Here is a 26,378-nt window from a genome sequence, read left to right on the forward strand (position 1 = left end):
TCGCCCGCCGGAGATTTGATACCATGACTCGCACCGCATCGTTTTCCCTGCTGTTCGCCAGTGCCGCATTAGCCGTAAGCGGCGCTTTTGCGTTCGGCGGGTTCAATCCGATCGATCCGAGCGGCGGGGTAACCGCGGCGGTGGCAGCGCCGGCGGTATCGACCGGGGCCGATGCCGTGCATCCGACCGTGGTCGAGCTGTTCGAGAGCCAGGGCTGTTCGGATTGCCCGCCTGCCAATGCGAACGTCAACGCGCTCGCGGCGCGCCCCGACATCCTCGCGCTCAATTTTGCGGTGACCTATTGGGATCAGCTCGGCTGGAAGGACACGTTCGCCAAGCCCGCTTACACCGCGCGGCAGTGGGATTATTCGAATGCCGCCGGGCGCGGGCAAGTCGCGACGCCGCAGGTCATCATCAACGGCGGCGGCACTGTGGTCGGCGCGAACCCGCAAACCCTCGCGCGCGCGATCCACGATAACGCGCGTGGCCTCGGCGGCCCGCAGATCATGGCAGCCAACGGCAAGGTCACCGTCGGCAAGGGCAGGGGGCATGCGACCGTGTGGATCGTGCAATACGATCCGCGCACGCTGACGGTACCGATCCGTGCGGGGGAAAATGGCGGGCGGTCGCTCGATCATCGCAACGTCGTCCGCTCGCTCGTCGCGCTCGGACATTGGAACGGCGCGCCCGTAACGTTCGGCGTCCCGGCACCCGGCGACCGGGCTTATCGCAGCGCCATCCTCGTTCAGCAGGGCAAGGGCGGCAAGATCATCGCCGCATCTCGCATCTAACCCTCCCCGACCCCCGGAGGACGGCGGAGTGCCCCCTCCAGCGACGCCGTTCCGCTGCCCCGTCGCGCCGGTTTTGGCTGCGATGGGGCAGGGGACCAACCCGTCAGGTAGACCAGGTCGAAACGCTCGGGCGTTTTCCCGTCCGGGTCGGCGCGCGCAGCGAACAGCTCGGCGGCGCGCGCCAGCGTATCGCGGCGCAGCGGGGTGCGTGCGCGCAGAACGTTGGTCGCACCCATACCGCGCAGATCGCGCAGAATGCCGCCAATCGAGCCATAGCGCACCGTCAACGTTTCGACATCCGCGACGGGCAGCGCGAAGCCCGCGCGCATCAACAGATCGCCCGATGAACGTACGTCGATCTGCGGGTGGATCCGCGCGGCGGGGCGGTCGCGCTCTGCTTCGCGCAGCACGGCGCGCAGGGTGGAGAGCGTGCCGGCACCGCAGAACGCCGCGAGGAACAGCCCGTCCGGCCGCAACGCGCGGCGGATCAGCGTCAGGGCACCGGGAAGATCATCGACGCTATCAAGCACGCCGGCCGAAATCACGAGATCGAAGCTGCCGGGCGCAAAGGGCAAGCGGTCTTCATCGGCTTGCACGCCGCCCGCTTGTGCAGCGAATAGCGCGCCCGCGTCGCAGCGCGTGACCGTCGCGCCATCGGGCGCCGGCATGGCACCGTCGAAGCAGCCGAGATCGAGCATATCGGTGAAACGGTGCGTCACGCTCGCGAGGCGTTCCGCAATCCCGTCGAGCATAGTCGCGCGGAGGAAATCGAAGTCGGCAAAGATCGGCGCGGCACGGTCGCGGCGCACGCGGCGTGCGGCGCGATCGAAGATTTCCGGAACATCGGTTGAGGGGGAGAGCGACATCGGGTGGCTTGTGCCGTTCCGCCGCGCACGCGACAAGGGCGATGTGTCGCTCTGGCTCGCCCCCTTTCGCTATATCGCCGATTTCGCGCTGCCGCCGCGCTGCCCCGGCTGTGGCGCGGTAACGGGCGAAGACCACCGCTTCTGCGCGACGTGCTGGGGGTCGTTGCGATTTCTGGGGCCGCCGTGGTGCGCCGGGTGCAATGTGCCGTTCGACTATGATCGTGGATCGGACGCGCACTGCGCGCGGTGCCTCGCCGATCCGCCGCGCCATGCCGGGATCCGCGCGGCGGTGGCGTACGGAGATGTCGCGCGCACCGTCGTGCTGCGGCTGAAGTATGGCGGGCGCACCGCCTTTGCCGAAACGGTCGGGCGGCAAATGGCGCGGTTGATGCCCGAGGCTCCCGATCTGCTGGTGCCGGTGCCGCTCCACCGCTGGCGCATCTGGTCGCGCGGGTTCAACCAGTCGGCCTTGATCGCGAGCGCGCTCACCCGGGCGACGGGGGTGCCGAACGATCCACTGCTGCTGCGCCGGGTCAAGGCCACGCCGCCCTTGCGCGGGATGGGGGCCAAGGCGCGGGCGCGCGCGGTTGCGGGCGTGTTTCGCGTGGTTGATCCGCACGCCGTGCTGAAGGGCCAGTCGGTCGTGTTGATCGACGATGTCCACACCAGCGGCGCGACCACCGATGGGTGCGTTCGGGTGCTGCTCCGCGCCGGTGCCGCGCGCGTGACGATCCTGTGCTGGACGCGCGTGCTGGACGATGAAGAATGACTCTCACGGGCGCTGGGAATTGACAATCACCCGGTCAGCCCACATTTCTGCCCCATGGCCAAGATCGAAATCTACACCAAAGCCTTCTGTCCGTATTGCTCGCGCGCGCTGAAATTGCTCGCGGCGAAGGGCACTTCGCCTGAGGAATTCGACATCACGATGGGCGGGCCGAAGCGCGCCGAGATGCTCGAACGTTCGGGCGGTGCGAGTACGGTGCCGCAGATCTTCATCAACGGGCAGCATGTCGGCGGATCGGATGATCTTGCCGCGCTCGATCGTGCGGGCAAGCTGGACGCGCTGCTCGCCGCATGAAGATCGCGCTCGCTCAGGTGACGAGCGGGATCGACCCCGAGGCCAATGCGCGCATCCTGGTAGACGCGGTTGCGAGCGCAGCGGCGGACGGGGCGGTGATGCTGTTCACGCCCGAAATGTCCGGATTGCTCGATCGCGACCGGGCGCGGGCAGCGGCGGTGCTGCGCAGCGAGGACGAGGATGTCGTGCTGGCGGCGGTACGCGCGGCGGCGGCGGCGCATCGCATGTGGGTCCATATCGGTTCGCTCGCGGTGCTGAACGGCGGCGGTAAGCTCGCCAATCGCGCCTTCGTGATCGACGATACGGGTGCGATCCGCGCGCGTTACGACAAGCTCCATTTGTTCGACGTGGATTTGCCGACCGGTGAGAGTTGGCGCGAATCCGCCTCCTATGCGCCGGGCGAGGGGGCGGTGGTCGTACAGACGCCGATCGGCGCGATCGGCCTGTCGATTTGCTACGATCTGCGCTTCGCCGATCTGTACCGTGCCCTCAGCAATGCGGGTGCAACGGTGCTGGCGATCCCCGCCGCTTTCACACGCCCGACCGGCGCCGCGCATTGGCACGTGCTGATGCGCGCGCGTGCGATTGAAGCGGGGGCCTATGTCGTTGCCGCCGCGCAGACCGGTGACCATGCCGATGGCCGCGCCACCTATGGCCATTCGCTGGTGGTCGATCCGTGGGGTGAGATTCTCCTCGACATGGGTGAGAGCGCCGGCATCGGCTATGCCGAGATCGACCCGGCGCGGATCGCCGATGTGCGCGCCCGCGTGCCGGTCATCGCGCATCGCCGCCCGATCCCTGTCGTGACGCAGGCGTGATCGTCTTCGATCTGCGCTGTCCGCAAAGCCATGTGTTCGAGGCGTGGTTCGGGTCAGGCGCGGCGTATGAGGATCAGCGCGCGCGCGGACTGCTGGCGTGCCCAATATGCGGCGATGTCGAGATCGTGAAGGCGGTGATGGCGCCCAACGTCGGCGCAAAGGGTAATACGCGCACGGTGGTCGCTCCGACCCCGCAGACCAACGCTTTGCCAAGCCCGGCGGCGTTGAAGGCAGCACTCCACGCGCTCGCCACGGCGCAGGCACAGGCGTTGGCCAAGTCGCGATGGGTCGGCCGCGCCTTTGCCGATACGGCGCGTGCGATGCACGAGGGCGATGTGGCCACTGCGCCGATCCACGGCGAAACCACCTTGGCGGAAGCGAAGGCGCTGATCGACGAGGGTGTGCCCGTGGCCGCTCTACCGCTGCCGATCGTGCCGCCGGAGGCGGTAAATTGATCGAAAGACGTTAGTGGAGGCGCTGATCGGTGCGCGCGACCGTGGCGCAGGCGGGCGTGCCGTCTTTAGCCGTTCCGTTGACGGTGATTTCCAGCACGCCTTCGCCACGGATAGCGCGGTCCAACAGATCTTTCGCAATATCGTGGACGTCGATTTTCATGCGCCGGTTCCATGTCGACTGGCCATCGCCCGCCGATTGACCGATGCGGACATAGACGAAGCGGCGCACAGGACCCTCCCGCCGAACTTGGTCCCCGAAAAATTTCGGCCCCGGCCCGACGCGAACCGTAATGTTGAACGCAAGCGGTTCTCCAGCCAGTGAAACCTTGGGATCGAGCGGCGTGTCGTCCTTGGCCTGCAGGCTGTGGGGTACGCCTGGCACGGGATGTTCGACGACGATCCGCAAGGCGATTTCGGTCTGGTCGTTCGGGGTCATGCGGCATGGTAGGCGGGCGGCGTACGATCTGGAAGGTCTTGCTCTCGCAATCCTAATCCGCCAGCCAACGCGCCAACCCGCCGATTGACCGTCCCGAGCGTGCGCTTTACCAAAGCCCACGATGCCCCCGTAGCTCAGGTGGATAGAGCGACGGTTTCCTAAACCGCAGGCCGGTGGTTCGAATCCACTCGGGGGCACCATTCTCAGCGCATGTCCAACAACGCGAAACGCCGACGCCCCGCGAGGGACGCCGGCGTTCGGCAGCACAAATCGATCCGGGGAGGATCAGGCCTTCATGTGGCCGGCCAGATGCTTGTTCATTTCGAACATCGTCACCTTGTCCTTGCCGAAGATCTTCCGGAGATTGTCGTCGGCGACGATCTCGCGCTTGTTCTCTGGATTCTGCAGGTCGTGCTTCTTGATGTAAGCCCACACCTTGCTGATGACTTCGCTCCGCGGCAGCTTGTCGGTGCCGACGATCGCGCCGAGCTCGGCCGAGGGGGTGATCGGTGCAAAGATGCCGCCGGTCTTGGGAGCGTCACTCTTTGCGGTTGGGGTCTTCGCCATTTTTTGTCCTTCCTGTCGTGCCGTTGCAACCGACATCGGTTCCACGCCTTCGTCAGCGCTGCCGCCTTGTGCGCTGCCTTTTTGCCCTTGTCCACGCCCACAATGCCGTGTGGACGCGCAAATAGAGCTATGAATCGAACGACCCGCCATTCCTGGCTCCAAGACGGCGGGTCGCGTGATTTCTGATCGCGGCTGGATCAGAACTTAAAGCGAACGGTCCCGCCGTAGGTGACGGGCTGGTTCGGATAGGCCGAAACGCTGCCCGATTGCGCGACCGACGAGAAGATCGTCGTGATGTAGCGGTTATTGGTCACGTTGCGGCCCCAGGCCGAGACTTCCAGCCCATTCTGGAACTGGAGCGTGGCGGCGAGGTTGAGTTCCTGCACCTCACGCGTGAGCCCGATGATGGCGGGGGCCGTGCTCTCCGCAATCTGGACCGGCGACTGATAGTTGAAGTCGGTCCGGAACAGCAGCTTGATCGATTCGGTCAGCTGTCGCGTGTAAGTGCCGCCGACCGACACCGCGAATTTCGGGATACCTGCCGGCCGCGTGCCGGTCAGATTAGCCGAAACGACGGTAAAGTTCGGCAAAGCGATCGCGCCGCCGTTCGGGAAGGAATCATATTTCGGATCGAGATACGTCACCGCACCGTTCAGGGTCAGCTCCTTGAACGGCGTCACGCTGCCGTCGAATTCGATACCGAAGGTCGATTGCTTGGGCGCATTCGCCAGGATGAAGCCGGTGCCCGAGAAGACATTGCTCTGGAACCCGGTGATTTCCTGCTGGAAGATCGCGGCATTGAACGCGAAGTTCCGATACTGGCCCTTGATGCCGCCCTCGATCACGCGTGACTTCTCAGGCCCCGCAAAGCGCGAACCGGAGGAGAGATTGACCACCGCCAGACCCGCCGTGCGCAAGGCCGCCGCATCGGCTGGGGACGGGCGGGAGTCACGCGACAGGTTGACCGAGCTGGCTTTGAAACCGGTTGCGTAGGTCGCGTAGACGTTCAGATGACTGTCGAACTTGTACGCGGCACGCAGCGTGTAGGAGAAATTCCCGTCGCTGGTCCGGCCTGGCTCGACCGCATTGGGCAAGTTCTGGAACGGCGGCACGAACTGCAGCGGACGAAGCCCACCCAGCGGATTGGCGGCCGGATTGTTCTGGTTGGCGTTCGCATTGGCCTGCGCGCCGGCGTTGATCGCACCAAAAGCCGCCGGGTTGGCGCCTGCGAAGGCACCGATCTCGGCTGCGGTGGCCGACCGGCCGAGCCCCAATTGCGTACCGACCAATTGGGCAAGCCCGCCCTGGTAAAGCAGCTGATTGCGGAACGGCGCATATTGCGGCGCGTCGAAATTGATGCCCGAGAACACGTCGGTGCTGACGTTGTTGGTCGAGAAGCGCTTGCGATCGTCGGTGTAGTTGAAGCCGGCGGTCAGCGTTAGCTTTTCGAAGGGCTTGAAATCGGCATTGCCGAAAATCGAGAAGCTTTCGTCGGCGAGGCGATAGCGCTCGGTCATCCCGTCGCCCGCGCGGAAGAACGCGTTCTGATACTTGAGTGGATTGCCTTCGAGCGCGCCGAAGGTGTTCTCCAGCGTCGTGACATTGAGCGCGCCGCCGGTGCCGCCCTGGATCAGTGCATTGCCATAAGTCCGGAAGTCGCGGCCGAACAGGAGCTGGTTCCCCTGGTTGATCTTCTCGTTGAAATAGAAGCCGCCGAGCAGGAAGTTGATCGGTCCTTCGAAATCGGTCGCCAGACGCAATTCCTGCGTGAACGTGTCGATCTTCAGGTCCTGCGAGTTGCGGCCGATCAGATCGGCACCGGTGAAATCCGAGTCCTGGTTGGTGACGGCATTGATCTTACGATAGGCGGTGATCGAGGTCAGGCCTACCTTTCCGAGATTGTAATCGGCCTGGATCGATCCGCCGTAATTTTCGATCTTGTTGCTCGACAGGAAGTTATTGAACACGCGGTAGGAAAACAGGTTGTTCGGGTTGATCTTGTCGGTTCCGACGGGCGCGATCAACCCATTGATGATGGCCCCGGTCGGCCCGTTTATGAGGTTGCCGGCAACGCAGCAATTCTCGTCGATTTTGTCATAATCGCCGATGATGCGGATCTTGAAGTCCGAGTTCGGCTGGAACAGCAACTGCCCGCGCAGACCCCAGCGATCGCGATCGTTGACGTCCTTGTTCAACTGCGCGTCATAGGCATAGCCATCGCGGCGGTTGTAATTGCCGCCGAAGCTGAACGCGACGGTGTCGCTGATCGGTCCGGTGACATTGGCCTTCAGGACGACGGCATTGTAATTGCCATAGGTGGCCTCGGCCGCGCCGCCGAATTTGAACGCGGGTTCGGCGGTCACGATGCTGATGATGCCGGCCGAAGCGTTCTTGCCGAACAGCGTCGACTGCGGCCCGCGTAGCACTTCGACGCGCTTCAGATTGGGGAGATCGGCAATCTGTGCGGCTGAACGCGAGCGATATACGCCATCGATGAACACGCCGACCGAAGGCTCGATCCCCGCATTGTTGGCGCCGTTGCCGAAGCCGCGGATGATGAAGTTGGTGTTGGCCGAGCTTTGCAGCTGGTTGACGCGCAGCGACGGGACGACCGTCTGCAGATCCTTAAGATCGCGGATCTGTGCTTGCTCGATCGTCGCGCCGCTGGTGACCGACACCGCGACCGGCGTATCGAGCAAGGTTTGTTCGCGCTTCGTCGCGGTGACGATAATGTCGCTCTCGGTGTTGTCTGCGGTATCGGCCGGCGCGGTCTGCGGTGCCGCTCGGGTTGGTGCGGGAGCGGTCTGCGCATATGCTGGGGTGGCGGCCAGTAGGACCACCGCAGAAGCGGCAAGCAGTTCGAATTTCTTCATGATGGCATCCCCTATGAGCGCCGGTCCTAGTCTAAAGGCTAGGTTCCGGTTTTTCGAAAGATCGGTAGTTGGAAATAGCGTGTCGCTAAATGAAGCGTCAATGACATAATCTTAGGCAATCTGCGGGCTTGCGCGGCCGTTGCCCAAATGAGACAGTTTCGAAACGATACTTTTTGCATGTTGCAGTACGGCGAAACCCGCGTGCCGTAACGTCAGCAGCGACTGATTTTAGAAGGAATGACGATGGACGACAGCTCTGACGGACCCGGCAATGGCGACCTAGTGGCGCCCCCGGCCAAGCTTCCGGTTCCCGAAGAGGTTGCCGATGCGGTCCGCACGCTGATCCGTTGGGCGGGAGACGACCCGACGCGGGAAGGATTGCTGGATACGCCGCAGCGAGTCGCGCGGGCGTGGAAAGAGTATTGTTCGGGCTATTCGGACGACCCGTCGGTGCATTTGTCGCGCATCTTCGAGGAGGTCGGCGGCTATGACGAAATCGTTTTGTTGAAGGACATTCCGTTCCAGTCGCATTGCGAGCATCACATGGCGCCGATCATCGGCAAGGCACATATCGCCTATCTGCCGAGCAATTGGGTGGTCGGCATCTCCAAATTGGCGCGCGTGCTCCACACCTATGCGCGGCGGCTGCAAGTGCAGGAACGCCTCACCGCCGAGGTGGCGAACTGCATCTGGGAGCATTTGCGGCCGCACGGCGTGGCGGTGGTGATCGAGGCGAGCCATGCCTGCATGACCGCGCGCGGCGTGCGCACCCCCGGCGTCACGATGGTGACGAGCCGGATGATGGGCGTGTTCCGCGACGATGAGCGCAGCCGCAAGGAAATCCTCGCGTTGATGGGCTGCTGAAACCCGATGCGGACGGTGTTGGTGACGGGCGCGGCGCGGCGGCTGGGCGCGGTGATCGCGCGGCATCTGGCCGGGCCGGAGTCGGCAGGCGGTGCGTGGCGGGTGGCGATCCATCATCTGCATTCCGCCGACGATGCCGAGGCGCTGTCGGCGGAACTGCCGGGGTCGATCGTGCTGGCGGGCGATCTGGCCGATGCGGAGACGCCGGTGGCGTTGATCGCTGCGGCGCGGGCTGGGTTCGATGCGCCGCTAATGGCGGTCGTCAACAGCGCGTCGCTGTTCGAATATGACACACCGCCTGCGCTGACCGCGGCGTCGCTGCAGCGGCATCATGCGGTCAACCTTGAGGCACCTGTGCTGCTGGCGTCGGCGCTGGCGGCGCAGGATGATCTGGCGGAGGGGGCGGTGGTCAACATTCTCGACCAGAAGCTTGCCAATCCGAACCCCGATTTCTTCTCCTACAGTTGCGCCAAGTTCGCGTTGAGTGGCGCGACGACGATGCTGGCGCAGGCGCTTGGGCCCCGCATTCGCGTCAACGCCGTATCGCCGGGCCTGTCGTTGCCGAGCGCCGACCAGACCGAGGCGGAGTTTGCGGCGGCGGCCTCGCGCAATCTGCTGCGCCGCCCGGTCGATCCGCAGGACATTGCTCGCGCAGTGGCGTTCCTGCTGGAGGCGCGGGGCGTGCAGGGGCAGGATCTGTTCGTCGATTGCGGCCAGCGCTTCGTGGCCAAGACCCGCGATGTGATGTTCGAAGACCGTATGAGGGCAGGGGCATGAGCGTTCGCTTCACCACCATTCTTGAAGGGCTCGAGGTCATCATGGGCCTGGGCATCCATCCGGAGGAATTGGCCGCCCCGCAGCGCGTGATCGTCTCGGTGCGGATGGACGTGGTGTATCCCGAGGCTCCCGCTGAGGACCGGATCGATGCTGTGCTCGATTACGATTTCGTGCGGAGCGGCGTGCAGGCGCTGGTCGCCGACCGGCATTTCCACCTGCAGGAAACGCTGTGCGAGGCGATCGCGGCACTGTGTTTGAGCGATGCGCGGGTCGAGCAGGTTACGGTGCGGACGAGCAAGCCGGATATCTATCCAGATGCTGCGGTCGGGTGCGAAGTGGTGCGGGGGCGGGGATAGGGCTGCCGCTGCGTAAAGTCGCATAGAGTCGCACCAACGACGGTGGACGGGCAGTTGGAGATGCCTGTTTTTGTGGCTAAAGTCGCACGAGTCACACCATCCGCGCCATGTTTGAAGCGCGGGTCGGCGGGCAAATCGACGGTTTGAAAGAGCGGACTTGCCGAGGCTGACACGTTGCCGCGCTGTAGGACAGCGCGAAGGTCCGAAAGTGGTGGAAAGCTGCCGTTGCGTGTTAAACGCGCCGTGGGGGTGACCAATGCATATTTCTGAGAACAATCGCACGTTCACTGCGCAGCATGTGACCGGTCCGACACACAACATGCTTCGTTTGAAAATTGGTCGCGGCAAATCGCAAGGTTTCGTCGTTACAGTTCTCCCGCCAATCGGTGCATTCCGTCATGACGACGGTTTGACGGCGCAAGAGATTGCTTTGGCAATCGAGGTGGGTCTTGCAGATGCGAATGCCGCTCTAAATGCCGACTACATCGTGGAGGCTGCCGCTATTGTCGAGAATGACACTCGGCAACGCGGCATCTACGAATATCTGACCCGAAAAATCATCGAAACGGCAGCAGCGCGAGCGGAGTAATGTCCGCAACTGGGCGATAGTTGACCTCACCCCAGTCTAAGGCACCACCCTCACACCCTGTTCGCCGCGCTCAACACAGCCCGCACGCTCGCGGTCGCGATGTCGGCGTCGATGCCGACGCCGAACACCGTTCGCCCGTCGCTGGTGCGGCATTCGACATAGGCGGCGGCTTGGGCGTCGGCGCCGTGGCCGATGGCGTGTTCGCTGTAATCGACGACGTCGAGCGCCGGGCCGGTCGACCCGCCGAGGGCGTCGATCACGCCCGAGATAAGGCCGTTGCCGCGCCCGGAGATCGAGCGTTCCTCGCCATCGACCGCGACATGGCCGACGAACAGGCGGTCGCCGACGCTGCCGCTCTCGTTGTAATCGAGCAGGCGGAAGCGGTCTGCATCGCGGGCGAGATACGTCGCTTCGAACAGGCTCCAGATATCGGCCGCGTTTAGCTCGCGGCTGGTCTCGTCGGCCATGCGCTGGACGTGGCGGCTGAAATGGGCCTGCAGGCGCTTGGGCAGTTTGAGGCCCTTGTCCTGTTCGATCACCCAGGCGACGCCGCCCTTGCCGGATTGTGAATTGACGCGGATCACCGCTTCGTAACTGCGCCCGAGATCGGCCGGGTCGATCGGCAGATAGGGCACTTCCCACAGCGGATCGTTCTTGGCTTCCTGCGCCGCGAAGCCCTTCTTGATCGCGTCCTGATGGCTGCCCGAGAAGGCGGTGAAGACCAGATCGCCGGCATAGGGTGTGCGCGGGTGGACGGGGAGTTGCGTGCAATAGTTCACCGTGTTGACGATCTCATCGATGTCCGAGAAATCGAGCTTCGGGTCGAGCCCTTGCGTGTACATGTTGAGCGCGACCGTCACGAGATCGCAATTGCCGGTGCGCTCGCCATTGCCGAGCAGGCAGCCTTCGACCCGGTCCGCGCCCGCCATCAGGCCGAGCTCGGCGGCGGCGACGCCGGTGCCGCGGTCGTTATGCGGATGGAGGCTCAAAGCGACGGTATCGCGGCCCCGGATATTGCGGCCGAACCATTCGATCTGGTCGGCATAGACGTTGGGCGTCGCGCATTCGACCGTGGCGGGGAGATTGAGGATCAATTTGTGGTCGGGCGTGGGGCGCAGCACGTCCATCACCGCCTCGCAGACTTCGAGACTGAAATCGAGTTCGGCGGTCGAGAAGGTCTCGGGGCTGTATTCGAAGAACCAGTCGGTGTCGGGCTGGGCGGCGGCCTGATCCCGTAGGATCATCGCGCCTTCGATCGCGATCTTCTTTACCTCGGCGCGGGTCATGCCGAAGACGATCTTGCGCCACGCCGGGCTGACGGCGTTGTAGAGATGGACGATCGCGCGCGGGGCGCCGCGCAGGGATTTGAAACTGGTCTCGATCAAATCGCGGCGCGACTGGGTGAGGACCTGAATCATGGTGTCGTCGGGGATGCGGCCCGATTGCACGAGGCCGGAGATGAAATCGAACTCGGTCGCGCCCGCGGCGGGAAAGCCGACTTCGATCTCCTTGATGCCGATCTTGACGATCAGGTCGAACATGCGGGTCTTCTTTTCCGCATCCATCGGATCGATCAGCGCCTGATTGCCGTCGCGCAGATCGGTCGAGAGCCAGCGCGGGGCGGTGGTGATCGTCTGCGACGGCCAGCGCCGGTCGGGCAAAGCGATGGTGGGGAAGGGGCGGTATTTGGTCGACGGGTCACGCAGCATGGTCAATCTCGCTCGGCAATCGCAAGGGTCGCTAGGGGCGGTGGTTCCTCAGGCGCGCCGCGCTGGCCGTGATCGGCGCGCAGCAGTGTACACGCCTAAGGGCGCGTAAGTCGAAGCGAGGTAAGAGCCGGGGCGAGGTACACGCGTGTTGAATAGCGCCCGGAGGGCGCGGCTGTCCAGTACGATCGGCGGGTTGATCGACATCATTTTCGCGGCGATGGCGCACGCGTAGGACGCGGCAATGCGGCAAATCATTTATACCAGCGTCACGACCAACCCCACCGGTCGTGCCGAGGACGATGCCGTGGGCATTACGCGGCAAGCGTTGCTGCGCAACGGTCTCGATGGGATTACCGGGTTGCTCTACGCGCAGGACGGCGATTTCCTGCAAGCGATCGAAGGTCCGGACGACAGCATCGCCGACCTGCTGGCGAGCCTTGCGAACGACCCGCGGCACCGTGATTTGCGGATCCTCATCGATCGCGAAACCGAGGAGCGCGAGTTTGGCGACTGGATGATGGTGTTCCGCGAGCGCCGCGAAACCGTCGATGCGTTCGACCGCCGCCTGCGCGCGCTGCTGCTAGGCGTGTCGCGCGAAATGGCGGGCTATTTTCGCGCGCTGGTGCCGGCCTGAGCCTGAGCGCCGCCGGTGCCCTTCACGAGGCACCGGTGACGCGGTCCGGTTACTGGCGTTCGAACGCCGCGTTGATGACGAGCACGGTTTCGTCCGACACCATCGGCACATATTTGCTGACGCCGAAGTCCGCGCGATGGATCACCATCTGGCCGAGGAAGCCGATCGAGGCCTTCTTGCTCATCGGGTTGGTCGCCGCACCGAACAGCTTGGCGCGGAACGAGACGGGCTTGGTCACGCCGTGCAGCGTCAGCGTGCCGTCGACCTTCACAGAACCCGCGCCGACCGGGGTTACCTTGGTCGATTTGAACGTCGCGGTCGGGAATTGCGCGGCATCGAACCAGTCGGCGCCTTTCAGTTCACCGGTCAGCACGCTGCTGGTGGTCTGGACGCTCGCGATCGGGATCGTCACGTCGAGCTTGGTGGCGGCGGGCTTGGCGGGATCGACGATCAGCGTGCCGCTCGCCTCCGAAAAGGTGCCAGCATAAGGCGAGATGCCGAAGTGGCTGACACTGAACGTGACCTGGGTGTGGTTCGGCTCGATGGCATAGGTGCCCGCCTTGATATCGGCGACCTTGCCCGCACCCTGCAACATTTCAGGCAGGGTCGTTTGGGCCAGCAGCGGCGTGCCGAAAAGCAGGATAGCGGCGGTGGCGGCGTAGAGGTGGACGAGGCGCATGGGGTGTCTCCTGTTGGTGACAGCCCAAATGGTGCGCGCCGCGGGTAGCGTCAAACGCCGTTTCGGCAACGGACCGTTTCACTAGGCGCCCCGCGCATTCCCTGTTTTAGCGGGCCCGTCTTAGCGGGCCCGTCTTAGCGGGGATGCGCGGGCGGCGGCCTCAGTTCTTTGTCTGGTCGACCAGTTTGTTGGCACCAATCCACGGCATCATCGCGCGGAGTTCCGCGCCGACCTTTTCGATCGGATGCGCAGCGGCGGCTTTGCGCGCGGCCTTCAATTCGGGCTGACCCGCACGGTTGTCGAGGACGAAGTTCTTGACGAAGCGACCGCCCTGAATGTCGGCGAGGACGCGCTTCATCTCGGCCTTGGTCTCCGCCGTGATGATGCGTGGGCCGGTGGTGATGTCGCCATATTCGGCGGTGTTGCTGATCGAATAGCGCATGTTGGCGATGCCGCCCTCATAGAGCAGGTCGACGATCAGCTTGGTTTCGTGGAGGCATTCGAAATAGGCCATTTCGGGGGCGTAGCCGGCCTCGACCAGCGTCTCGAACCCGGCCTGGATCAGGTGGGTGATGCCGCCGCACAGCACGGCTTGCTCGCCGAACAGATCGGTCTCGCATTCCTCGCGGAAGTTGGTTTCGATGATGCCGCTGCGCCCGCCGCCGACGCCGCTGGCATAAGCGAGTGCCACGTCATGCGCGTTGCCGCTGACATCCTTGTCGACCGCGATCAGGCACGGCACGCCGCCGCCCTTGACGTACTCGCTGCGGACGGTGTGGCCGGGGCCCTTGGGTGCGATCATGATGACGTCGAGATCGGCGCGCGGCTCGATCAGGCCGAAATGCACGTTGAGGCCGTGCGCGAAGGCGAGTGCTGCACCTTGCTTCATATGCGCGTGGAGGTCCTCGGCATAGATCGCCGCCTGATGCTCATCGGGGGCGAGCATCATGATGATGTCGGCCCATTCGGCGGCTTCCTTGTTGGTCTTGACGGTGAAGCCCGCGGCATAGGCCTTTTGCGCGGTGGCCGAGCCTTCGCGCAGCGCGATCGCGACATCCTTGACGCCGCTGTCGCGCAAATTCTGAGCGTGGGCATGGCCCTGGCTGCCATAGCCGATGATGGCGATCTTCTTGGTCGAGATCAGGTTGAGATCGGCATCGGCATCGTAATAAACGCGCATTGGTTTAAGCTCCTAAGTCGTCACGCCAGACTTGTTCCGGGGTCCACCGCGCCTCACGCACGGTGGTATGTTGGGATAAGGGAACCCCGGCACAGGGCCGGGGTGACGGATCATGCTTGGTCAGACGCCGGAATTCCCCCGCGCGATCGCGACGATGCCGGTGCGGGCGACTTCGATCAGCCCGACTTCGCGCATCAGCGTGATGAAGGTGTCGATCTTCTCGCGCCCGCCGGTCACTTCGAACACGAAGCTGCTGGTCGTCGCATCGACCACGCGGGCGCGGTAGACATCGGCGAGACGCAGCGCCTCGATCCGGTGATCGCCGGTGCCCGCGACCTTGAGCAGCGCGAGTTCGCGCTCGACATGGGGCCCGAGCGCGGTGAGATCGGTGACCGAATGCACCGGCACCAGCCGGTCGAGCTGCGCGAGGATCTGCTCCATCGTCGCATCGCTGGCGGTCGTGACGATCGTGATGCGGCTGACCGCCTTGTCGGCGGTGACGTCCGACACGGTCAGGCTCTCGATATTATAGCCGCGCGCGGTGAACAGCCCCGCGATCCGCGCGAGGATGCCGGGTTCATTGTCGACCATCACGGCGAGCGTGTGGCGCGAGGCGGGGGCGGTGGTGATGTGCATGGCTTACCGTGGCAAATCTATTTTAATGGCGTGGGTTGGGATCGGTATGAGGATCGCGATGAGAGCCCCGATGGTGACGACTAAGCTTATCGTCCCCCAGGTCACGTTGCCGCTGGCGAAATCACGATAGGTTCGAACGCCGCAGAAGATCGTGACGACAATCATCAGCCAACCCTGAATTTGCATCATCCAAAATTGATTTTGTATACTCTCCATCACACCAGCGCCTTCGCTTCGTCGTCCATCTCGCCTGACACTTCGCTCGATTGCAGGATCATGTCGGTATGGGCGGCACCCGACGGGATCATCGGGAAGCAGTTGGCGAGCTTCGCGACGCGGCAATCGACGATTACCGGGCCGTCATGATCGAGCATCGCGGCGATGCCGTCGTCGAGCTGGTCGATCTTCTCGATCCGGATTCCCTTCCAGCCATACGCCTCGCCCAGCTTCACGAAGTCCGGCAAAGAATCGCTGTAGCTCTCGGAATAACGGCTGGAATAGGTCAGCTCCTGCCACTGGCGGACCATGCCCATATATTCGTTGTTGAGGATGAAGATCTTGACCGGCAGGCGATATTGCGTCGCGGTCGCCAGTTCCTGGATGTTCATCTGGATCGACGCTTCACCGGCGATATCGATCACCAGCGCTTTGGGGTTGCCGAGCTGCGCGCCGATCGCGGCGGGTAGGCCGTAGCCCATCGTGCCAAGCCCGCCGCTCGTCAGCCACTTGTTCGGGCCTTCGAAGCCGAAATGCTGTGCTGCCCACATCTGATGCTGGCCGACTTCGGTGGTGATGATCGGGTTCCGCTTGTGCGTCGCCTCCCACAGCGCACGGATCGCGCGTTGCGGGGCGATTTCCGGGACCGTTTCTGTGAAATCGAGGCTCTTCACTGCGCGCCAGCCCGCGATCATCCGCCACCATTCGTTGAGATCGGGCTTGGGATGCCGCCGCGCCTTGAACACGCGGACCATATCCTCGAGCGCATGGCCGACATCGGCGACGATCGGCAGATCGACGCGGACGTTCTTGTTGATGCTGGAACGGTCGATATCGACGTGAATCTTGCGGCTGAACGGCGAGAAGGCATCGAGCCGTCCCGTCACGCGATCATCGAAGCGCGCGCCGAGGCACAGGATCAGATCGGCCTTGTTCATCGCCAGATTGGCTTCGTAGGTGCCGTGCATGCCGAGCATGCCGAGCCACTGGTCGCCGCTTGCCGGATAAGCACCGAGGCCCATCAGCGTCGACGTGACCGGCGCGCCGCTGATCCGCGCGAGTTCGCGCAGTAACTGGCTCGCCGCTGGCCCGGCATTGATGATGCCGCCACCGGTGTAGAGGATCGGGCGTTCCGCCGCGGCGAGCATGTCCATCGCCGCTTCTATGCTCGGCTGGTCGGCCTTTATCTGCGGGCGATAGGTCTTGTGGCGGATCGGGCCGGGCTTGCTGTAGCGTGCGGTCGCGACCTGCACGTCCTTCGGGATGTCGATCACGACCGGGCCGGGGCGGCCCGAGGTCGCGATGTGGAATGCCTCGTGGATCGTCTCGCCGAGCCGCGCGGGGTCTTTTACCAGATAATTGTGCTTGCTGCAGTGGCGCGTGATGCCGACGGTGTCGGCTTCCTGGAACGCGTCGGTGCCAATCAAGGCGGTCGGCACCTGGCCGGTGATGACGACCATCGGGATCGAGTCCATCAGCGCATCGGTAATGCCGGTCACGGCATTGGTCGCGCCGGGGCCGGAGGTGACGAGCACGACGCCGCACTTGCCGGTCGAGCGGGCATAGCCCTCGGCCGCGTGCGTCGCGGCCTGTTCGTGGCGCACCAGAATGTGCTTGATCCGCCCGGAACGGAACAGCGCGTCGTAAATCGGCAGGACGGCGCCACCGGGATAGCCGAAGATGACCTCCACGCCGAGATCGCACAGCGCCTCGATCAGGATGTCTGCTCCGCTTTTCTCGGTCACGTCTCGTCTCCCTTGGCAATGCCTTGGCGCTGCGGGCTTTAGCAGCGTTGGAGCGGCGCTGCTAGAGAAACGAAACATGCGCGTCAAGCGCTAACCACGTAATAATGTTGCTATTTGATCGATGCGAGCGGTGTTTTCTATCGCGTCGCTGCGGTGCCAGGTGGCCGGCGGTTGATTGCGGAACCACGTATATTGGCGTTTCGCGTATTGGCGTGTTGCGAGGCTGGTCAGGGCAAGCGCCTGGGCTTTGGTGCTTTCTCCGGCGATCAGCGCGGCGATTTCGGGCACCCCGATCGCGCGGCGGATCGGTGCAGAAGGCGTGATGTCGGTGCGGGCGAGGAGCGCGCGGACTTCATCAGGCGCGCCTTCCGCAAACATCGCGGCGGCGCGCGCGTCGCAGCGTTCCATCAGCCAGTCGCGGTCGGGCAACAGAATGAGCGCGGCGAGGGTGATGCGGTCCCCGATTCCGCCGGTTTTCGCCGCCTGCCAGTCGTGCAGCGTCCGCCCGGTTGAGCGCACGACCTCCAGCGCGCGGGCGACGCGGGTGGTATCGGCGGGGGCGAGGCGTGCTGCGGCGTCCGGGTCGCGTTGGGCCAGCGCCGCGTGTGCCTCCGCCACCGGGAGCGCGCGGACCTCGGCGCGGATCGCCGGGTCGATCTCGGGGACGGGCGCGATGCCGTCGAGCAGCGTGCGCATATAGAGGCCGGTGCCGCCGACCAGAACCGGCAGCTTTCCCGCGGCGTGGGCGAGGTCGATCTCGGCGCGCGCTTCGTACGCCCAACGCGCGGCGGAATAGCTCTCCGCGCCGTCGATATGGCCGAACAGCCGGTGCGGGGCACGGCCTTCCTCTTCAGGAGCGGGACGGGCGGTGAGCACGCGCAGGTCGCGATAGACTTGCGCCGAATCCGCGTTAACCACGATGCCGTCATGGCGTTCCGCCACGGCACAAGCCAGCGCGGACTTGCCGCTGGCGGTCGGCCCTGCGATGAGCACCACTTTCGGCAGCTTCACGCCCCAAACTCCGTTCGGGCTGAGCCTGTCGAAGCCCTGCAATGACTGACGGTGGCGAAGAACAGCCCTTCGACAGACTCAGGGCGAACGGAAGAAGGGGACGCGCGCATGTTCATTGCCACGCTGATAGCATCGGATTCCTTGAGCGCAGGCGATATTTCGGCGGCAATGGATCGGCTGGAGGCGGCGGGTTGCGCACCGAGCGTCCACGGTTGGATCGACACGGACAAGGCCGCGGACATCTTTTTCGGCGCCGCTCCGGACGCGGCTCGCGCTGCACTGGAAGGCGCATTGGGAGGGATCGACGTCGTCGTGCAAGCGGTCGCCGGACGCGAGAAGAAGCTGCTGATCGCCGACATGGATTCGACGATGATCACGGTCGAGTGCATCGACGAGCTCGCCGATTATGCCGGGATCAAGCCGCAGATCGCCGCGATTACCGAGGCCGCGATGCGCGGCGAGCTCGATTTCGAGGGCGCGCTTGATGCGCGGGTGGCGCTGCTCGCCGGGCTTGAGGAGGCCGTGATCGAGCGCTGCCTGGCCGAGCGAGTCAAGATCATGGCCGGTGCTGAGGTGTTGATCCGCACGATGCGCGCGCGGGGTGCTACCGCCATTCTTGTGTCCGGCGGCTTCACGCGCTTTGCCGAGCCGGTCGCGGCGCAGATCGGCTTCCACCGCGCGATCGCCAACCGACTGGAGATCGCCGACGGCATGCTGACAGGCGCGGTCGCCAAGCCGATCGTCGGTTCCGACACCAAATTGCAGACGTTGCTTGCGGCGAGCCTGGAACTCGGGCTGTTGCCCGAGCAGACGCTCGCGGTCGGCGACGGCGCGAACGATCTGGCGATGATCAAGGCCGCTGGGCTCGGCGTCGCCTATCACGCAAAACCGATCGTCGCCGCCGCCGCCGCCGCGCGGATCGATCATGGCGATCTGTCGGCGTTGCTCTACGCGCAGGGCATTCCGCGGGGGGAGTGGGTGCTGGGCTAGGGCGTGACATGGCCACCAAAATCCGTAGTTTGCGCGTGCGCACGCATCTGGGTGGACATCCGTGAGACCGCGCCGCTAATGCCCCGGAATGGGTATCACAGCGACGATCATCAACACCGTAACCGGTCAGCCAATACAACGATTCACCTTTGGCCGGATGCCGAAACCGTGGGTTTCCTTCAATCTGGAAAGCGGCGAGTTGGTGACTGCCGACCGCGTCGAAGTCGGAAAACCTGCACCGGGCAAATTCGTCGCGCCGGTAACGGTCTGGGTCACGCCGAAAGGCTGATTCGAGGCGTGGCGGTTATGGCGGGTTACCGCACGTTTCGTCGGTCCCGTGGTGCCGTCGCGATCACGTCGCCTAAAAGCCGACCCGCAGGTTTCGACATCAAAAGCGGCCAGACTGGTTCCGCCCAATAGCGGACAGGCTGCTAACGTGCTTAACTTCGCCGATGGGCCGTCACATACTCCCTTCCATTATGCTTCCTGCCATTGCAGCACTAACGCTGCTTAGCGGCTGCCGGTCGCCCATTTCAGATCAGGCAAAGCTGAAAAGGGCTGGTATGGAGGCCATATCTTTGATGGCGACTCATCCGGCAAAGCCGCCCCTTCGCTACACGGACGTCCCGAAAGTTCAATGGCCCGCCGCCATCGCAAGCCTCGACCCTGAACGGGTCGTAGTTCACGAGTGGGGCGTCGACATCTTAGTCAAATCCTATTTCGACGGGGGATGGGGCTATCATGTTGCCAGGCAGAGGCGCGACCTACCAATGCTCGACGGGTGCTACTCTGAGGTCAGCAAAGGAGTGTTCTGGCACGACCCTTGTTGATCCGGGAACGTCCGCTTGCCACCACTTTCAGACCTTCAGTCTATACTCTGACTTCCAAAACCTCACTCGTTCACCGGGACGCAGGGTTTGACCGAGTCGCACGCTGCCACCGCCGCCGCGCGTGATCCGTACGGTCCGACCATGACGCGGGTGAGCGCGCCGACTTTCACATACGTCACGCTCGCGCCGGGGAAGCGACCGGCGACCTGGCCACCGAGTTTGCGGGCATTGCCGGGGTCTCCGAAGGCGCCGAGCTGCAAGCGCCAGCCACCACGGCCGCTGGCGACCGGGCCGGGGGCAGGGGTGCGCACCGCGGCCACCGTCGGTGGCGCGGCGCGCGGTGTGGATGTGGGCCGTTCGGGGCGCATCGCAACGACCTCGGGCTTGCGCTCAACGCTCGGATCATAGTTCGACGGCGGTAGATCGGTCCCGCGGATCGATGCGACGCTGCCCTGGCCTGACATCTCGGACGGCAATTGTGGGCGTTGCGCGTCGGCCTCATATTGCCGCGCGAGCTCAAGCCCGCGCTGGCGCTGATCGGTCGGGATCATCGTGTCCATCTTCGCTTGCACTTCGGATGCGTTGGGCATCCCGGCGGCGGCGGAGCGGACGAGGAACGCGTAGGCGCGCGGCCAATCCTTCTCCACCCCGTCGCCGTTGAACAGCATGGTGCCGAGCACCAGTTCGGCGCGCGGTTCGCCCCGTTTCGCGGCTTTCTCCAGCCACGGTGCGGCTTCGCTGCGCTTGCCCTGATCGAACAGCACCAGGCCCAATTTCGCCTCGGCCTCGAAATGGCCCTGCAACGCCGCCTTGCGGAACCAGCTCGCGGCCATCGCGATATCGACCGGTACGCCGCGCCCGAGCGTATAGGCCTGTCCGAGGTTGAATTGCGCATCGGCGTCGCCGGCATTCGCCGCAGGGCGCCATTCCTCGATCGCCTTGCGATATTCGCCGCGGCCATAGGCATCGACGCCCTGCTTCACATCCGCAAGCGCAGGCGCGACTGCCATCGCTAGCCCGCCTACTGCGGCCAGCACCCCAAACATTGCACGGCTTCGCATCGTCTTTGTCCCGTCTCGTCCCGTGTCTGCCACCCTACAATGCCCTCTAGCCGAAGTTTGGCAAAGATTTCGTTATGGACGCTCATCCGAAAGTACGAAGTCGCTGCAGCCGTTAACCTTTCCTTGACCCCTGCCATGGCATTTCAGGGTCTCGAATAGCGGGTTTCAAAGGGGCAACATGCGCGTTCTCGCGATGGCATCTCAAAAAGGCGGTTCGGGCAAGACAACCTTGTCCGGGCATCTGGCCGTGCAGGCACAGCTTGCAGGAGCAGGACCGGTCGTGCTGATCGATATCGATCCGCAAGGCTCGCTGTCAGATTGGTGGAATGAGCGGAGCGCGGAATATCCGGCGTTCGCGCAGACCACTGTCGCGCGGCTTTCCGCCGATCTGGAGGTGCTGCGCCAGCAGGGCTTCCGCCTGGCGATGATCGATACACCGCCCGCCATTACGATGGCGATCCAGAGCGTGATCGCCGTCGCCGAACTGATCGTCATCCCGACGCGCCCGAGCCCGCACGATCTGCGCGCGGTCGGCGCCACCGTCGATCTGTGCGAACGCGCGGGCAAACCGCTGCTGTTCGTCGTCAACGGCGCGACACCCAAGGCCAAGATCACCTCCGAAGCCGCTGTCGCTTTGTCGCAGCATGGCACGGTCGCACCGATCACGATCCACCATCGTACCGATTTCGCCGCATCGATGATCGATGGTCGAACCGTTATGGAGTGCGACGGCAACAGCAAATCGGCGCAGGAAGTGCGCGATCTGTGGACGTATATCTCCGACCGGCTCGAAAAGAATTTCCGCCGTACCGTGTTTGCCGCACCCACTGCGGTCAACGGATATGGCGCGCAGCGGCCTTCGGCAGGCGGTGGCTTCGGCCGCCGGGTGGTGAGCTGAAATGAATATGTTCAGCCAATCCAAACCGACCGCGTCGTTGTCTTCGACGTTGCTCGCTCGCAAGGGCCAGGCGAAACCCGCGATGCGGCCGCAAGGCTTTGGCGGATTCGGCACCTTCCCCGGTGCTGGCCCCGAAGGGCAGGACGATCTCGGCTGGAACGACATGGGCCACCCGGTCGATGCACCGCAGCACTCCTATGCCCCGCATCAGCCGGTTCCGCCGGTGCTCGTTCAGCGCGAAGTGCTGCGTGAGGAATTCGCGATGCCGGCACCCATGCCGGTGGCGTACGAACCCGAACCGGAGCCCGAGCCCGAAGCACCGGCGCCTGCGATGATCAAGCCGATCTCGGTCGCGACCGCCGCCCGGATCGGGCGCGAGACGACCAAGAAGCATACCAAGAAACATGCGAAATCCGCCTTCACGCTGCGGCTGGACCATGATCGGCACTTGCGACTGCGATTGGCGAGTGCGCTCCACAATGCCTCGGCCCAGACGCTGGTGACCGCGGCGCTCGACCAATTCCTGCAATCACTGCCCGAAGTCGACGATCTGGTCCGCCAGATTCCGACGCGGTCGGCGCGATGAACGTCCCTGGGGGAGAGCTACGATGAAGACCCGGTCCGCCATCACTTTCGGCCCCCTCACGCTGGGCCTATCCGTTCTCGCACTCGTCGGCACGGTCGGTGCGGTTGCCACCTCGACGATCGCCGCGGCCAGCGCACGCGAGCAATCGCGCGGCGAAAAGAAGGGGGCAGGGGAAGCCAAGGCAGCGCAGATCGCGCTGTCGCAACGGCAGATCGGATCTGCAATCCGCCATGCCGAGGCCGCCGTCGCCTATCAGCCACAAGTCGTGTCGTACCGCATGACGCTGGGTCAAAGTTATCTCAAGGCCGGGCGCTTCGCCTCGGCGCGCGACGCGTTTGCCGATGCGCTGACGCTCGATTCGGGCAATGGCAAGGCCGCGCTCGATTGTGCGCTGGCGCAGATCGCGACGGGTGATTGGGCCGGAGCACGAAAGACGCTCGACGCGCATGCCGACACGATTGCGGTTGCCGACCGTGGCCTCGCGATCGCGCTGACCGGGGATCCGGCGGCGGCGGTCGAATTGCTCGCCACTGCCGCACGCGCCCCCGATGCCGATGCGACGCTGCGGCAGAATTTCGCGCTGAGCCTCGCGCTGGCGGGGCGCTGGCGTGAGGCGCGCACGGTGGTTGGGGTCGATCTCGCGCCGGTCGATGCCGACAAGCGCATTCTCGAATGGGCGAATTTTGCACAGCCGAAATCGGCATCGGATCAGGTCGCCAGCCTGCTTGGTGTGACGCCGTCGATGGATCCGGGCCGGCCGGTTGCGCTGGCGCTGAACACGCCGCAAGTCGCCACGACCGCGATGGCTGCGGCGGAGCCGATCGATACTTATATGCCCGGCAAGGTCGAGGCTGCTGCCCCGGTCGAAGTGGCCGCGGTATCCGAAATGCAGGCGGCGCCGGTCGGGCCGAGCATCGCCGGCGTGGTGTTTGCCGAGCGCAAGGAGGTCGTCCAGGCGATCCCGGTGTCTGCGCGCGGCGTGCGCAAGGCCGTCGTGGCGCGCGTTGCGCTCGCTAAGGTTGCGCCAGCCGCAGTGCAGCCGCGCGTGGCTGCAAAGGGGAATTTCTACGTCCAGCTCGGCGCTTATGAAAATGCCGGTGTCGCACACGATGCGTGGGGCCGGGTCACGCGGCGCAATGCTGCGTTCGGGGGGCACACACCGCAGGGCATGAGCGTCACGGCCGCGGGCAAGACCTTCTATCGTCTGTCGGTCGGCGGGTTCGCGCGTCCTGATGCGGTCGCCTTGTGCCAGACCTATCGCGCGAAGGGCGGGGCGTGCTTCGTTCGCGCAGGCGCGGGCGATCAGGTCGCGATGTGGGCCAAGGGCCGCGAACTCGCCTCGCGCTAAACCCGCGACGGCAAGGGGAGAGCGGTGCCGCCCTTAAACAGGCGTAGCACCTTGCCCTGAACCGGCAGCCCGTCGAAGGGCGTATTGCCGGCGCGGGCGTGGAAACGCTCGCCATTCACTTGCCACGGGGCGTCGTGATCGATCAGCACCAGGTCAGCGGGCGCGCCGCGCGTTAGCGTGCCCGCATCGACGCCCAGTACCCTGGCCGGATGGGCCGCGAGCAACGCGAACAGCCGCTGCAGATCGATCGTCTCGTCGCGCACCAGTCCCAGCCCAAGCGCAAGCAGCGTCTCCGCCCCGGCCATGCCCGACGCCGAATCGGCGAAGGGCAAGCGCTTCTCCTCCGGCCCGCGCGGATCGTGCCCAGAACAGAGCACGTCGATTGTCCCGTCGGCCAGTGCTGCGACCGCGGCCTGGCGGTCGCTTTCCGAGCGCAGCGGCGGCGAAAGATGCGCGAAGGTGCGGAAGTCGCTCATCGCGATGTCGGATAGGAAAAGGTGCGCGGGCGTGATGCCGCACGTCACCCGCACGCCGCGCCGTTTCGCCGCGCGGACCAGATCAAACCCAGCGGCCGTCGTGACTTGGCGGATATGGAGGGCCGCGCCGGTTTCCTCCGCCAGCATCAGGTCGCGCGCGACGGCGAGCGCCTCGGCGACCGCTGGAGCCGATGGCAAGCCCATCCGCGTTGCCGTCTCGCCCGCGGTCGCGACGGCGCCTGCGGTGATCCCGGCATCCTCGGCATGGGCGATGACGGTCAGCCCGAGGTCCCCGGCATACGCTAGCACTTTGCGCATCAGCCCCGAATCGGCGATCCATCCGGCACCGGTGCCGATCGCGCGGGCGCCGGCATCGCGGTTGATCGCCATTTCGGCGAGATCCTTGCCCGCCAGTCCGCGCGTTGCCGCGGCAATCGGGTGGATCCACAGCCCCGGGCGACCGATCAGCGCGGCACGCTGTACCACGCCCGGATCGTCAAGCACGGGTGACTGATCGGGCATCAATCCGACGCGGACGATGCCGCCGGCATGGAACGCGGGGACGTCGATCGCGAACACGCCGAGATCGACGATGGCAGGCGCGAGCAGCGCGCCATTGCATGCGATCACCTCGGCACCTTCGGGAATTTCGATCACGCCGGTCGCGACGATACAGTCGTCCGCAACCAGCACGCCGCCGTGCGACTGGCCCGCCACCGGGCAGACCAACGTCGCGTCGGTCAAGGCCAGCATCCGGCTCATGCCCAGCCCGCCACGCCGCGCGACCGGCGCGTCAGCACGTCGAGGCACGCCATTCGCACCGCGACGCCCATTTCGACTTGCTCGGTAATCGCCGAACGCGCGTGATCCGCGACGTTCGAATCGATTTCGACCCCGCGGTTCATCGGTCCGGGGTGCATCACCAGCGCATCGGGCGCGGCGCGTTCCAGTCGGGCGAGCGTCAGCCCGTAGCGCAAATGGAATTCGCGGTTCGAGGGGACGAAGCCACCGCTCATCCGCTCGGTCTGCAAACGCAGCATCATGACCACGTCGGCCCCCTCCAGCGCCTTGTCGAAATCGGTGAAGGGGGTAACACCCATCCGCTCGAGACCCGCTGGCATCAGCGTGGCGGGCGCACAGACGCGAACTTCGGCGGCGAGTGCTGTGAGCGCCAGGATGTTCGAGCGCGCCACGCGGCTGTGCAGCAGATCGCCGCAGATCACCACGCGCTGCCCCTCGATCCGGCCACGCCGACGGCGGATCGTGAGCGCGTCGAGCAGGGCTTGGGTCGGGTGTTCATGCTGCCCGTCGCCGGCATTCAGAACCGGGCAATCGACCTTGTCGGCGATCAGCCGTACCGCGCCCGAGCTCATGTGCCTGATGACGATCGCATCGGCGCGCATCGCGTTGATCGTCATAGCCGTGTCGATCAGCGTTTCGCCTTTCTTCACCGAACTTTGTGCGGCGTGCATGTTGACGACGTCGGCTCCTAGCCGCTTGCCCGCGATCTCGAACGACAGCAGCGTCCGCGTCGAATTTTCGAAAAAGGCGTTGATCACGGTCAGCCCGCCGAGCCGCTTGTCGGCGATCGCCCGCGTCCGGTTCGCCGCGACCCAGCCATCGGCTTCATCGAGCAGGAACAGAATTTCGTGCGGCTGCAATCCGTCGATGCCGGTGAGGTGCCGATGCGGAAAAACAGCGCGGCCCGGGATGAGCGAGGCGGGGCGGTGATCGGAGGGCTGCATCGAAGCTGCGCCTTAATGCCACGAGCGGCGGGTGGCAAGATCGGCCGGCCGGCGGATGTCGCGTTGGACGCCCGGGGCGCTAGCCCGATTGTTTCGGCACCGAATGCATAAGTCGCTAAGATTTCAGCAATTAAAACGGCCTAAGATCCGAGTCGGTTCAC

At 64.7% G+C, this 26,378-nt stretch carries 29 protein-coding genes and 1 tRNA gene; 16 read left to right on the top strand and 14 right to left on the bottom strand.

Going from position 1 to position 26,378, the window contains the following annotated elements; genetic code table 11:
- Positions 1–23: 23 nt before the first annotated feature.
- Positions 24–791: a DUF1223 domain-containing protein gene (locus HMP06_RS04000; protein ID WP_176495940.1), complete on the top strand. Its 768-nt coding sequence runs from the start codon at positions 24–26 to the stop codon at positions 789–791.
- Here the strand turns inward: HMP06_RS04000 and HMP06_RS04005 are convergent.
- Positions 788–1,657 carry a class I SAM-dependent methyltransferase gene (locus HMP06_RS04005; RefSeq protein WP_176495941.1) on the bottom strand — a complete coding sequence of 290 codons (870 nt, stop codon included), beginning with the start codon at positions 1,655–1,657 and terminating at the stop codon, positions 788–790. The genes HMP06_RS04000 and HMP06_RS04005 overlap by 4 nt on opposite strands.
- 43 nt (positions 1,658–1,700) lie before the next feature.
- On the opposite strand from HMP06_RS04005, the gene HMP06_RS04010 reads away from it, so the two are divergent.
- From HMP06_RS04010 to HMP06_RS04025, 4 genes are read left to right on the top strand one after another with little or no spacing between them, the layout of a single operon-like run.
- Positions 1,701–2,426 (top strand): ComF family protein, encoded by a 726-nt coding sequence (locus HMP06_RS04010; protein ID WP_176498352.1) that lies wholly within the window; start codon positions 1,701–1,703, stop codon positions 2,424–2,426.
- A 54-nt stretch (positions 2,427–2,480) separates the two neighbouring features.
- Positions 2,481–2,738: a glutaredoxin 3 gene (gene grxC, locus HMP06_RS04015; RefSeq protein ID WP_176495942.1), complete on the top strand. Its 258-nt coding sequence runs from the start codon at positions 2,481–2,483 to the stop codon at positions 2,736–2,738.
- Entirely contained in the window at positions 2,735–3,556 is an 822-nt protein-coding gene (locus tag HMP06_RS04020) for a carbon-nitrogen hydrolase family protein (protein ID WP_176495943.1), read from the top strand. Before grxC ends, HMP06_RS04020 begins: the two co-directional genes overlap by 4 nt.
- Complete coding sequence (locus tag HMP06_RS04025) at positions 3,553–4,011, top strand: DUF1178 family protein (protein ID WP_176495944.1); 459 nt, start codon at positions 3,553–3,555, stop codon at positions 4,009–4,011. The genes HMP06_RS04020 and HMP06_RS04025 overlap by 4 nt, the downstream gene beginning before the upstream one ends.
- Positions 4,012–4,021: 10 nt before the next feature.
- Here HMP06_RS04025 and HMP06_RS04030 read toward each other — a convergent pair whose 3' ends face one another.
- Positions 4,022–4,447, bottom strand: coding sequence for a DUF5990 family protein (locus HMP06_RS04030; protein WP_176495945.1), 426 nt, complete (start codon positions 4,445–4,447; stop codon positions 4,022–4,024).
- Between the two features lie 123 nt (positions 4,448–4,570).
- Between HMP06_RS04030 and HMP06_RS04035 the strand changes: the two genes are divergently transcribed.
- Positions 4,571–4,647, top strand: a tRNA-Arg gene (locus HMP06_RS04035).
- Between the two features lie 85 nt (positions 4,648–4,732).
- Here the strand turns inward: HMP06_RS04035 and HMP06_RS04040 are convergent.
- Positions 4,733–5,014 (bottom strand): SWIB/MDM2 domain-containing protein, encoded by a 282-nt coding sequence (locus HMP06_RS04040; protein WP_176498353.1) that lies wholly within the window; start codon positions 5,012–5,014, stop codon positions 4,733–4,735.
- Between the two features lie 197 nt (positions 5,015–5,211).
- Complete coding sequence (locus HMP06_RS04045; RefSeq protein WP_176495946.1) at positions 5,212–7,887, bottom strand: TonB-dependent receptor; 2,676 nt, start codon at positions 7,885–7,887, stop codon at positions 5,212–5,214.
- Positions 7,888–8,130: 243 nt separating this feature from the next.
- On the opposite strand from HMP06_RS04045, the gene folE reads away from it, so the two are divergent.
- The 4 genes from folE to HMP06_RS04065 all read left to right on the top strand — a co-directional run bounded on the left by folE (position 8,131) and on the right by HMP06_RS04065 (position 10,473).
- Positions 8,131–8,751: a GTP cyclohydrolase I FolE gene (gene folE, locus HMP06_RS04050; RefSeq protein WP_176495947.1), complete on the top strand. Its 621-nt coding sequence runs from the start codon at positions 8,131–8,133 to the stop codon at positions 8,749–8,751.
- Between the two features lie 6 nt (positions 8,752–8,757).
- Complete coding sequence (locus HMP06_RS04055; RefSeq protein WP_176495948.1) at positions 8,758–9,528, top strand: SDR family oxidoreductase; 771 nt, start codon at positions 8,758–8,760, stop codon at positions 9,526–9,528.
- Positions 9,525–9,884: a dihydroneopterin aldolase gene (locus HMP06_RS04060; RefSeq protein ID WP_176495949.1), complete on the top strand. Its 360-nt coding sequence runs from the start codon at positions 9,525–9,527 to the stop codon at positions 9,882–9,884. The genes HMP06_RS04055 and HMP06_RS04060 overlap by 4 nt, the downstream gene beginning before the upstream one ends.
- Positions 9,885–10,140: 256 nt before the next feature.
- Entirely contained in the window at positions 10,141–10,473 is a 333-nt protein-coding gene (locus HMP06_RS04065; protein ID WP_176495950.1) for a hypothetical protein, read from the top strand.
- 50 nt (positions 10,474–10,523) lie between these two features.
- Here the strand turns inward: HMP06_RS04065 and leuA are convergent, their stop codons facing one another.
- A complete protein-coding gene (gene leuA / locus HMP06_RS04070) occupies positions 10,524–12,182 on the bottom strand; it encodes a 2-isopropylmalate synthase (protein ID WP_176495951.1) in 1,659 nt (552 codons plus the stop codon).
- A 241-nt stretch (positions 12,183–12,423) separates the two neighbouring features.
- Between leuA and HMP06_RS04075 the strand changes: the two genes are divergently transcribed.
- Positions 12,424–12,816, top strand: a complete 393-nt coding sequence (locus HMP06_RS04075) for a BLUF domain-containing protein (protein WP_176495952.1) — start codon at positions 12,424–12,426, stop codon at positions 12,814–12,816.
- Between the two features lie 49 nt (positions 12,817–12,865).
- Here the strand turns inward: HMP06_RS04075 and HMP06_RS04080 are convergent, their stop codons facing one another.
- From HMP06_RS04080 to miaA, 6 genes are all read right to left on the bottom strand, one after another.
- Complete coding sequence (locus HMP06_RS04080; RefSeq protein ID WP_176495953.1) at positions 12,866–13,495, bottom strand: YceI family protein; 630 nt, start codon at positions 13,493–13,495, stop codon at positions 12,866–12,868.
- A gap of 160 nt (positions 13,496–13,655) precedes the next feature.
- On the bottom strand, positions 13,656–14,675 hold the full coding sequence (gene ilvC, locus HMP06_RS04085; RefSeq protein ID WP_176495954.1) for a ketol-acid reductoisomerase: 1,020 nt from the start codon (positions 14,673–14,675) through the stop codon (positions 13,656–13,658).
- A gap of 120 nt (positions 14,676–14,795) precedes the next feature.
- Positions 14,796–15,311, bottom strand: a complete 516-nt coding sequence (gene ilvN, locus HMP06_RS04090) for an acetolactate synthase small subunit (protein WP_176495955.1) — start codon at positions 15,309–15,311, stop codon at positions 14,796–14,798.
- A gap of 3 nt (positions 15,312–15,314) precedes the next feature.
- Positions 15,315–15,527 (bottom strand): hypothetical protein, encoded by a 213-nt coding sequence (locus tag HMP06_RS04095; protein ID WP_176495956.1) that lies wholly within the window; start codon positions 15,525–15,527, stop codon positions 15,315–15,317.
- Positions 15,527–17,272 carry an acetolactate synthase 3 large subunit gene (locus tag HMP06_RS04100; protein WP_176495957.1) on the bottom strand — a complete coding sequence of 582 codons (1,746 nt, stop codon included), beginning with the start codon at positions 17,270–17,272 and terminating at the stop codon, positions 15,527–15,529. Before HMP06_RS04100 ends, HMP06_RS04095 begins: the two co-directional genes overlap by 1 nt.
- Before the next feature lie 90 nt (positions 17,273–17,362).
- Positions 17,363–18,277, bottom strand: coding sequence for a tRNA (adenosine(37)-N6)-dimethylallyltransferase MiaA (gene miaA / locus HMP06_RS04105; protein ID WP_232089944.1), 915 nt, complete (start codon positions 18,275–18,277; stop codon positions 17,363–17,365).
- Positions 18,278–18,391: 114 nt separating this feature from the next.
- On the opposite strand from miaA, the gene serB reads away from it, so the two are divergent.
- Entirely contained in the window at positions 18,392–19,273 is an 882-nt protein-coding gene (gene serB / locus HMP06_RS04110; RefSeq protein ID WP_176495958.1) for a phosphoserine phosphatase SerB, read from the top strand.
- A gap of 88 nt (positions 19,274–19,361) precedes the next feature.
- A complete protein-coding gene (locus HMP06_RS04115) occupies positions 19,362–19,562 on the top strand; it encodes a hypothetical protein (protein ID WP_176495959.1) in 201 nt (66 codons plus the stop codon).
- A gap of 603 nt (positions 19,563–20,165) precedes the next feature.
- On the opposite strand, the gene HMP06_RS04120 is transcribed toward HMP06_RS04115, so the two are convergent.
- Complete coding sequence (locus HMP06_RS04120) at positions 20,166–21,113, bottom strand: SPOR domain-containing protein (protein ID WP_232089857.1); 948 nt, start codon at positions 21,111–21,113, stop codon at positions 20,166–20,168.
- A gap of 229 nt (positions 21,114–21,342) precedes the next feature.
- Here HMP06_RS04120 and HMP06_RS04125 point away from each other — a divergent pair, with 229 nt between their 5' ends.
- The 3 genes from HMP06_RS04125 to HMP06_RS04135 are packed head-to-tail and all read left to right on the top strand — an operon-like array spanning position 21,343 to position 23,996.
- Complete coding sequence (locus tag HMP06_RS04125; protein WP_176495961.1) at positions 21,343–22,062, top strand: ParA family protein; 720 nt, start codon at positions 21,343–21,345, stop codon at positions 22,060–22,062.
- A gap of 1 nt (position 22,063) precedes the next feature.
- A complete protein-coding gene (locus HMP06_RS04130) occupies positions 22,064–22,648 on the top strand; it encodes a hypothetical protein (protein ID WP_176495962.1) in 585 nt (194 codons plus the stop codon).
- A gap of 22 nt (positions 22,649–22,670) precedes the next feature.
- Positions 22,671–23,996 (top strand): tetratricopeptide repeat protein, encoded by a 1,326-nt coding sequence (locus tag HMP06_RS04135; RefSeq protein ID WP_176495963.1) that lies wholly within the window; start codon positions 22,671–22,673, stop codon positions 23,994–23,996.
- Here HMP06_RS04135 and HMP06_RS04140 read toward each other — a convergent pair.
- The gene (locus tag HMP06_RS04140; protein ID WP_176495964.1) at positions 23,993–25,234 is read right to left on the bottom strand and encodes a dihydroorotase; all 1,242 of its coding nucleotides are present in this window, start codon (positions 25,232–25,234) and stop codon (positions 23,993–23,995) included. The two genes, HMP06_RS04135 and HMP06_RS04140, sit on opposite strands and share 4 nt — an antisense overlap.
- Positions 25,231–26,217 (bottom strand): aspartate carbamoyltransferase catalytic subunit, encoded by a 987-nt coding sequence (locus HMP06_RS04145; protein ID WP_176495965.1) that lies wholly within the window; start codon positions 26,215–26,217, stop codon positions 25,231–25,233. Before HMP06_RS04145 ends, HMP06_RS04140 begins: the two co-directional genes overlap by 4 nt.
- Positions 26,218–26,378 lie beyond the last annotated feature (161 nt).

This window comes from Sphingomonas sp. HMP6 (assembly GCF_013374095.1).
Classification (GTDB): Bacteria; Pseudomonadota; Alphaproteobacteria; order Sphingomonadales; family Sphingomonadaceae; genus Sphingomonas.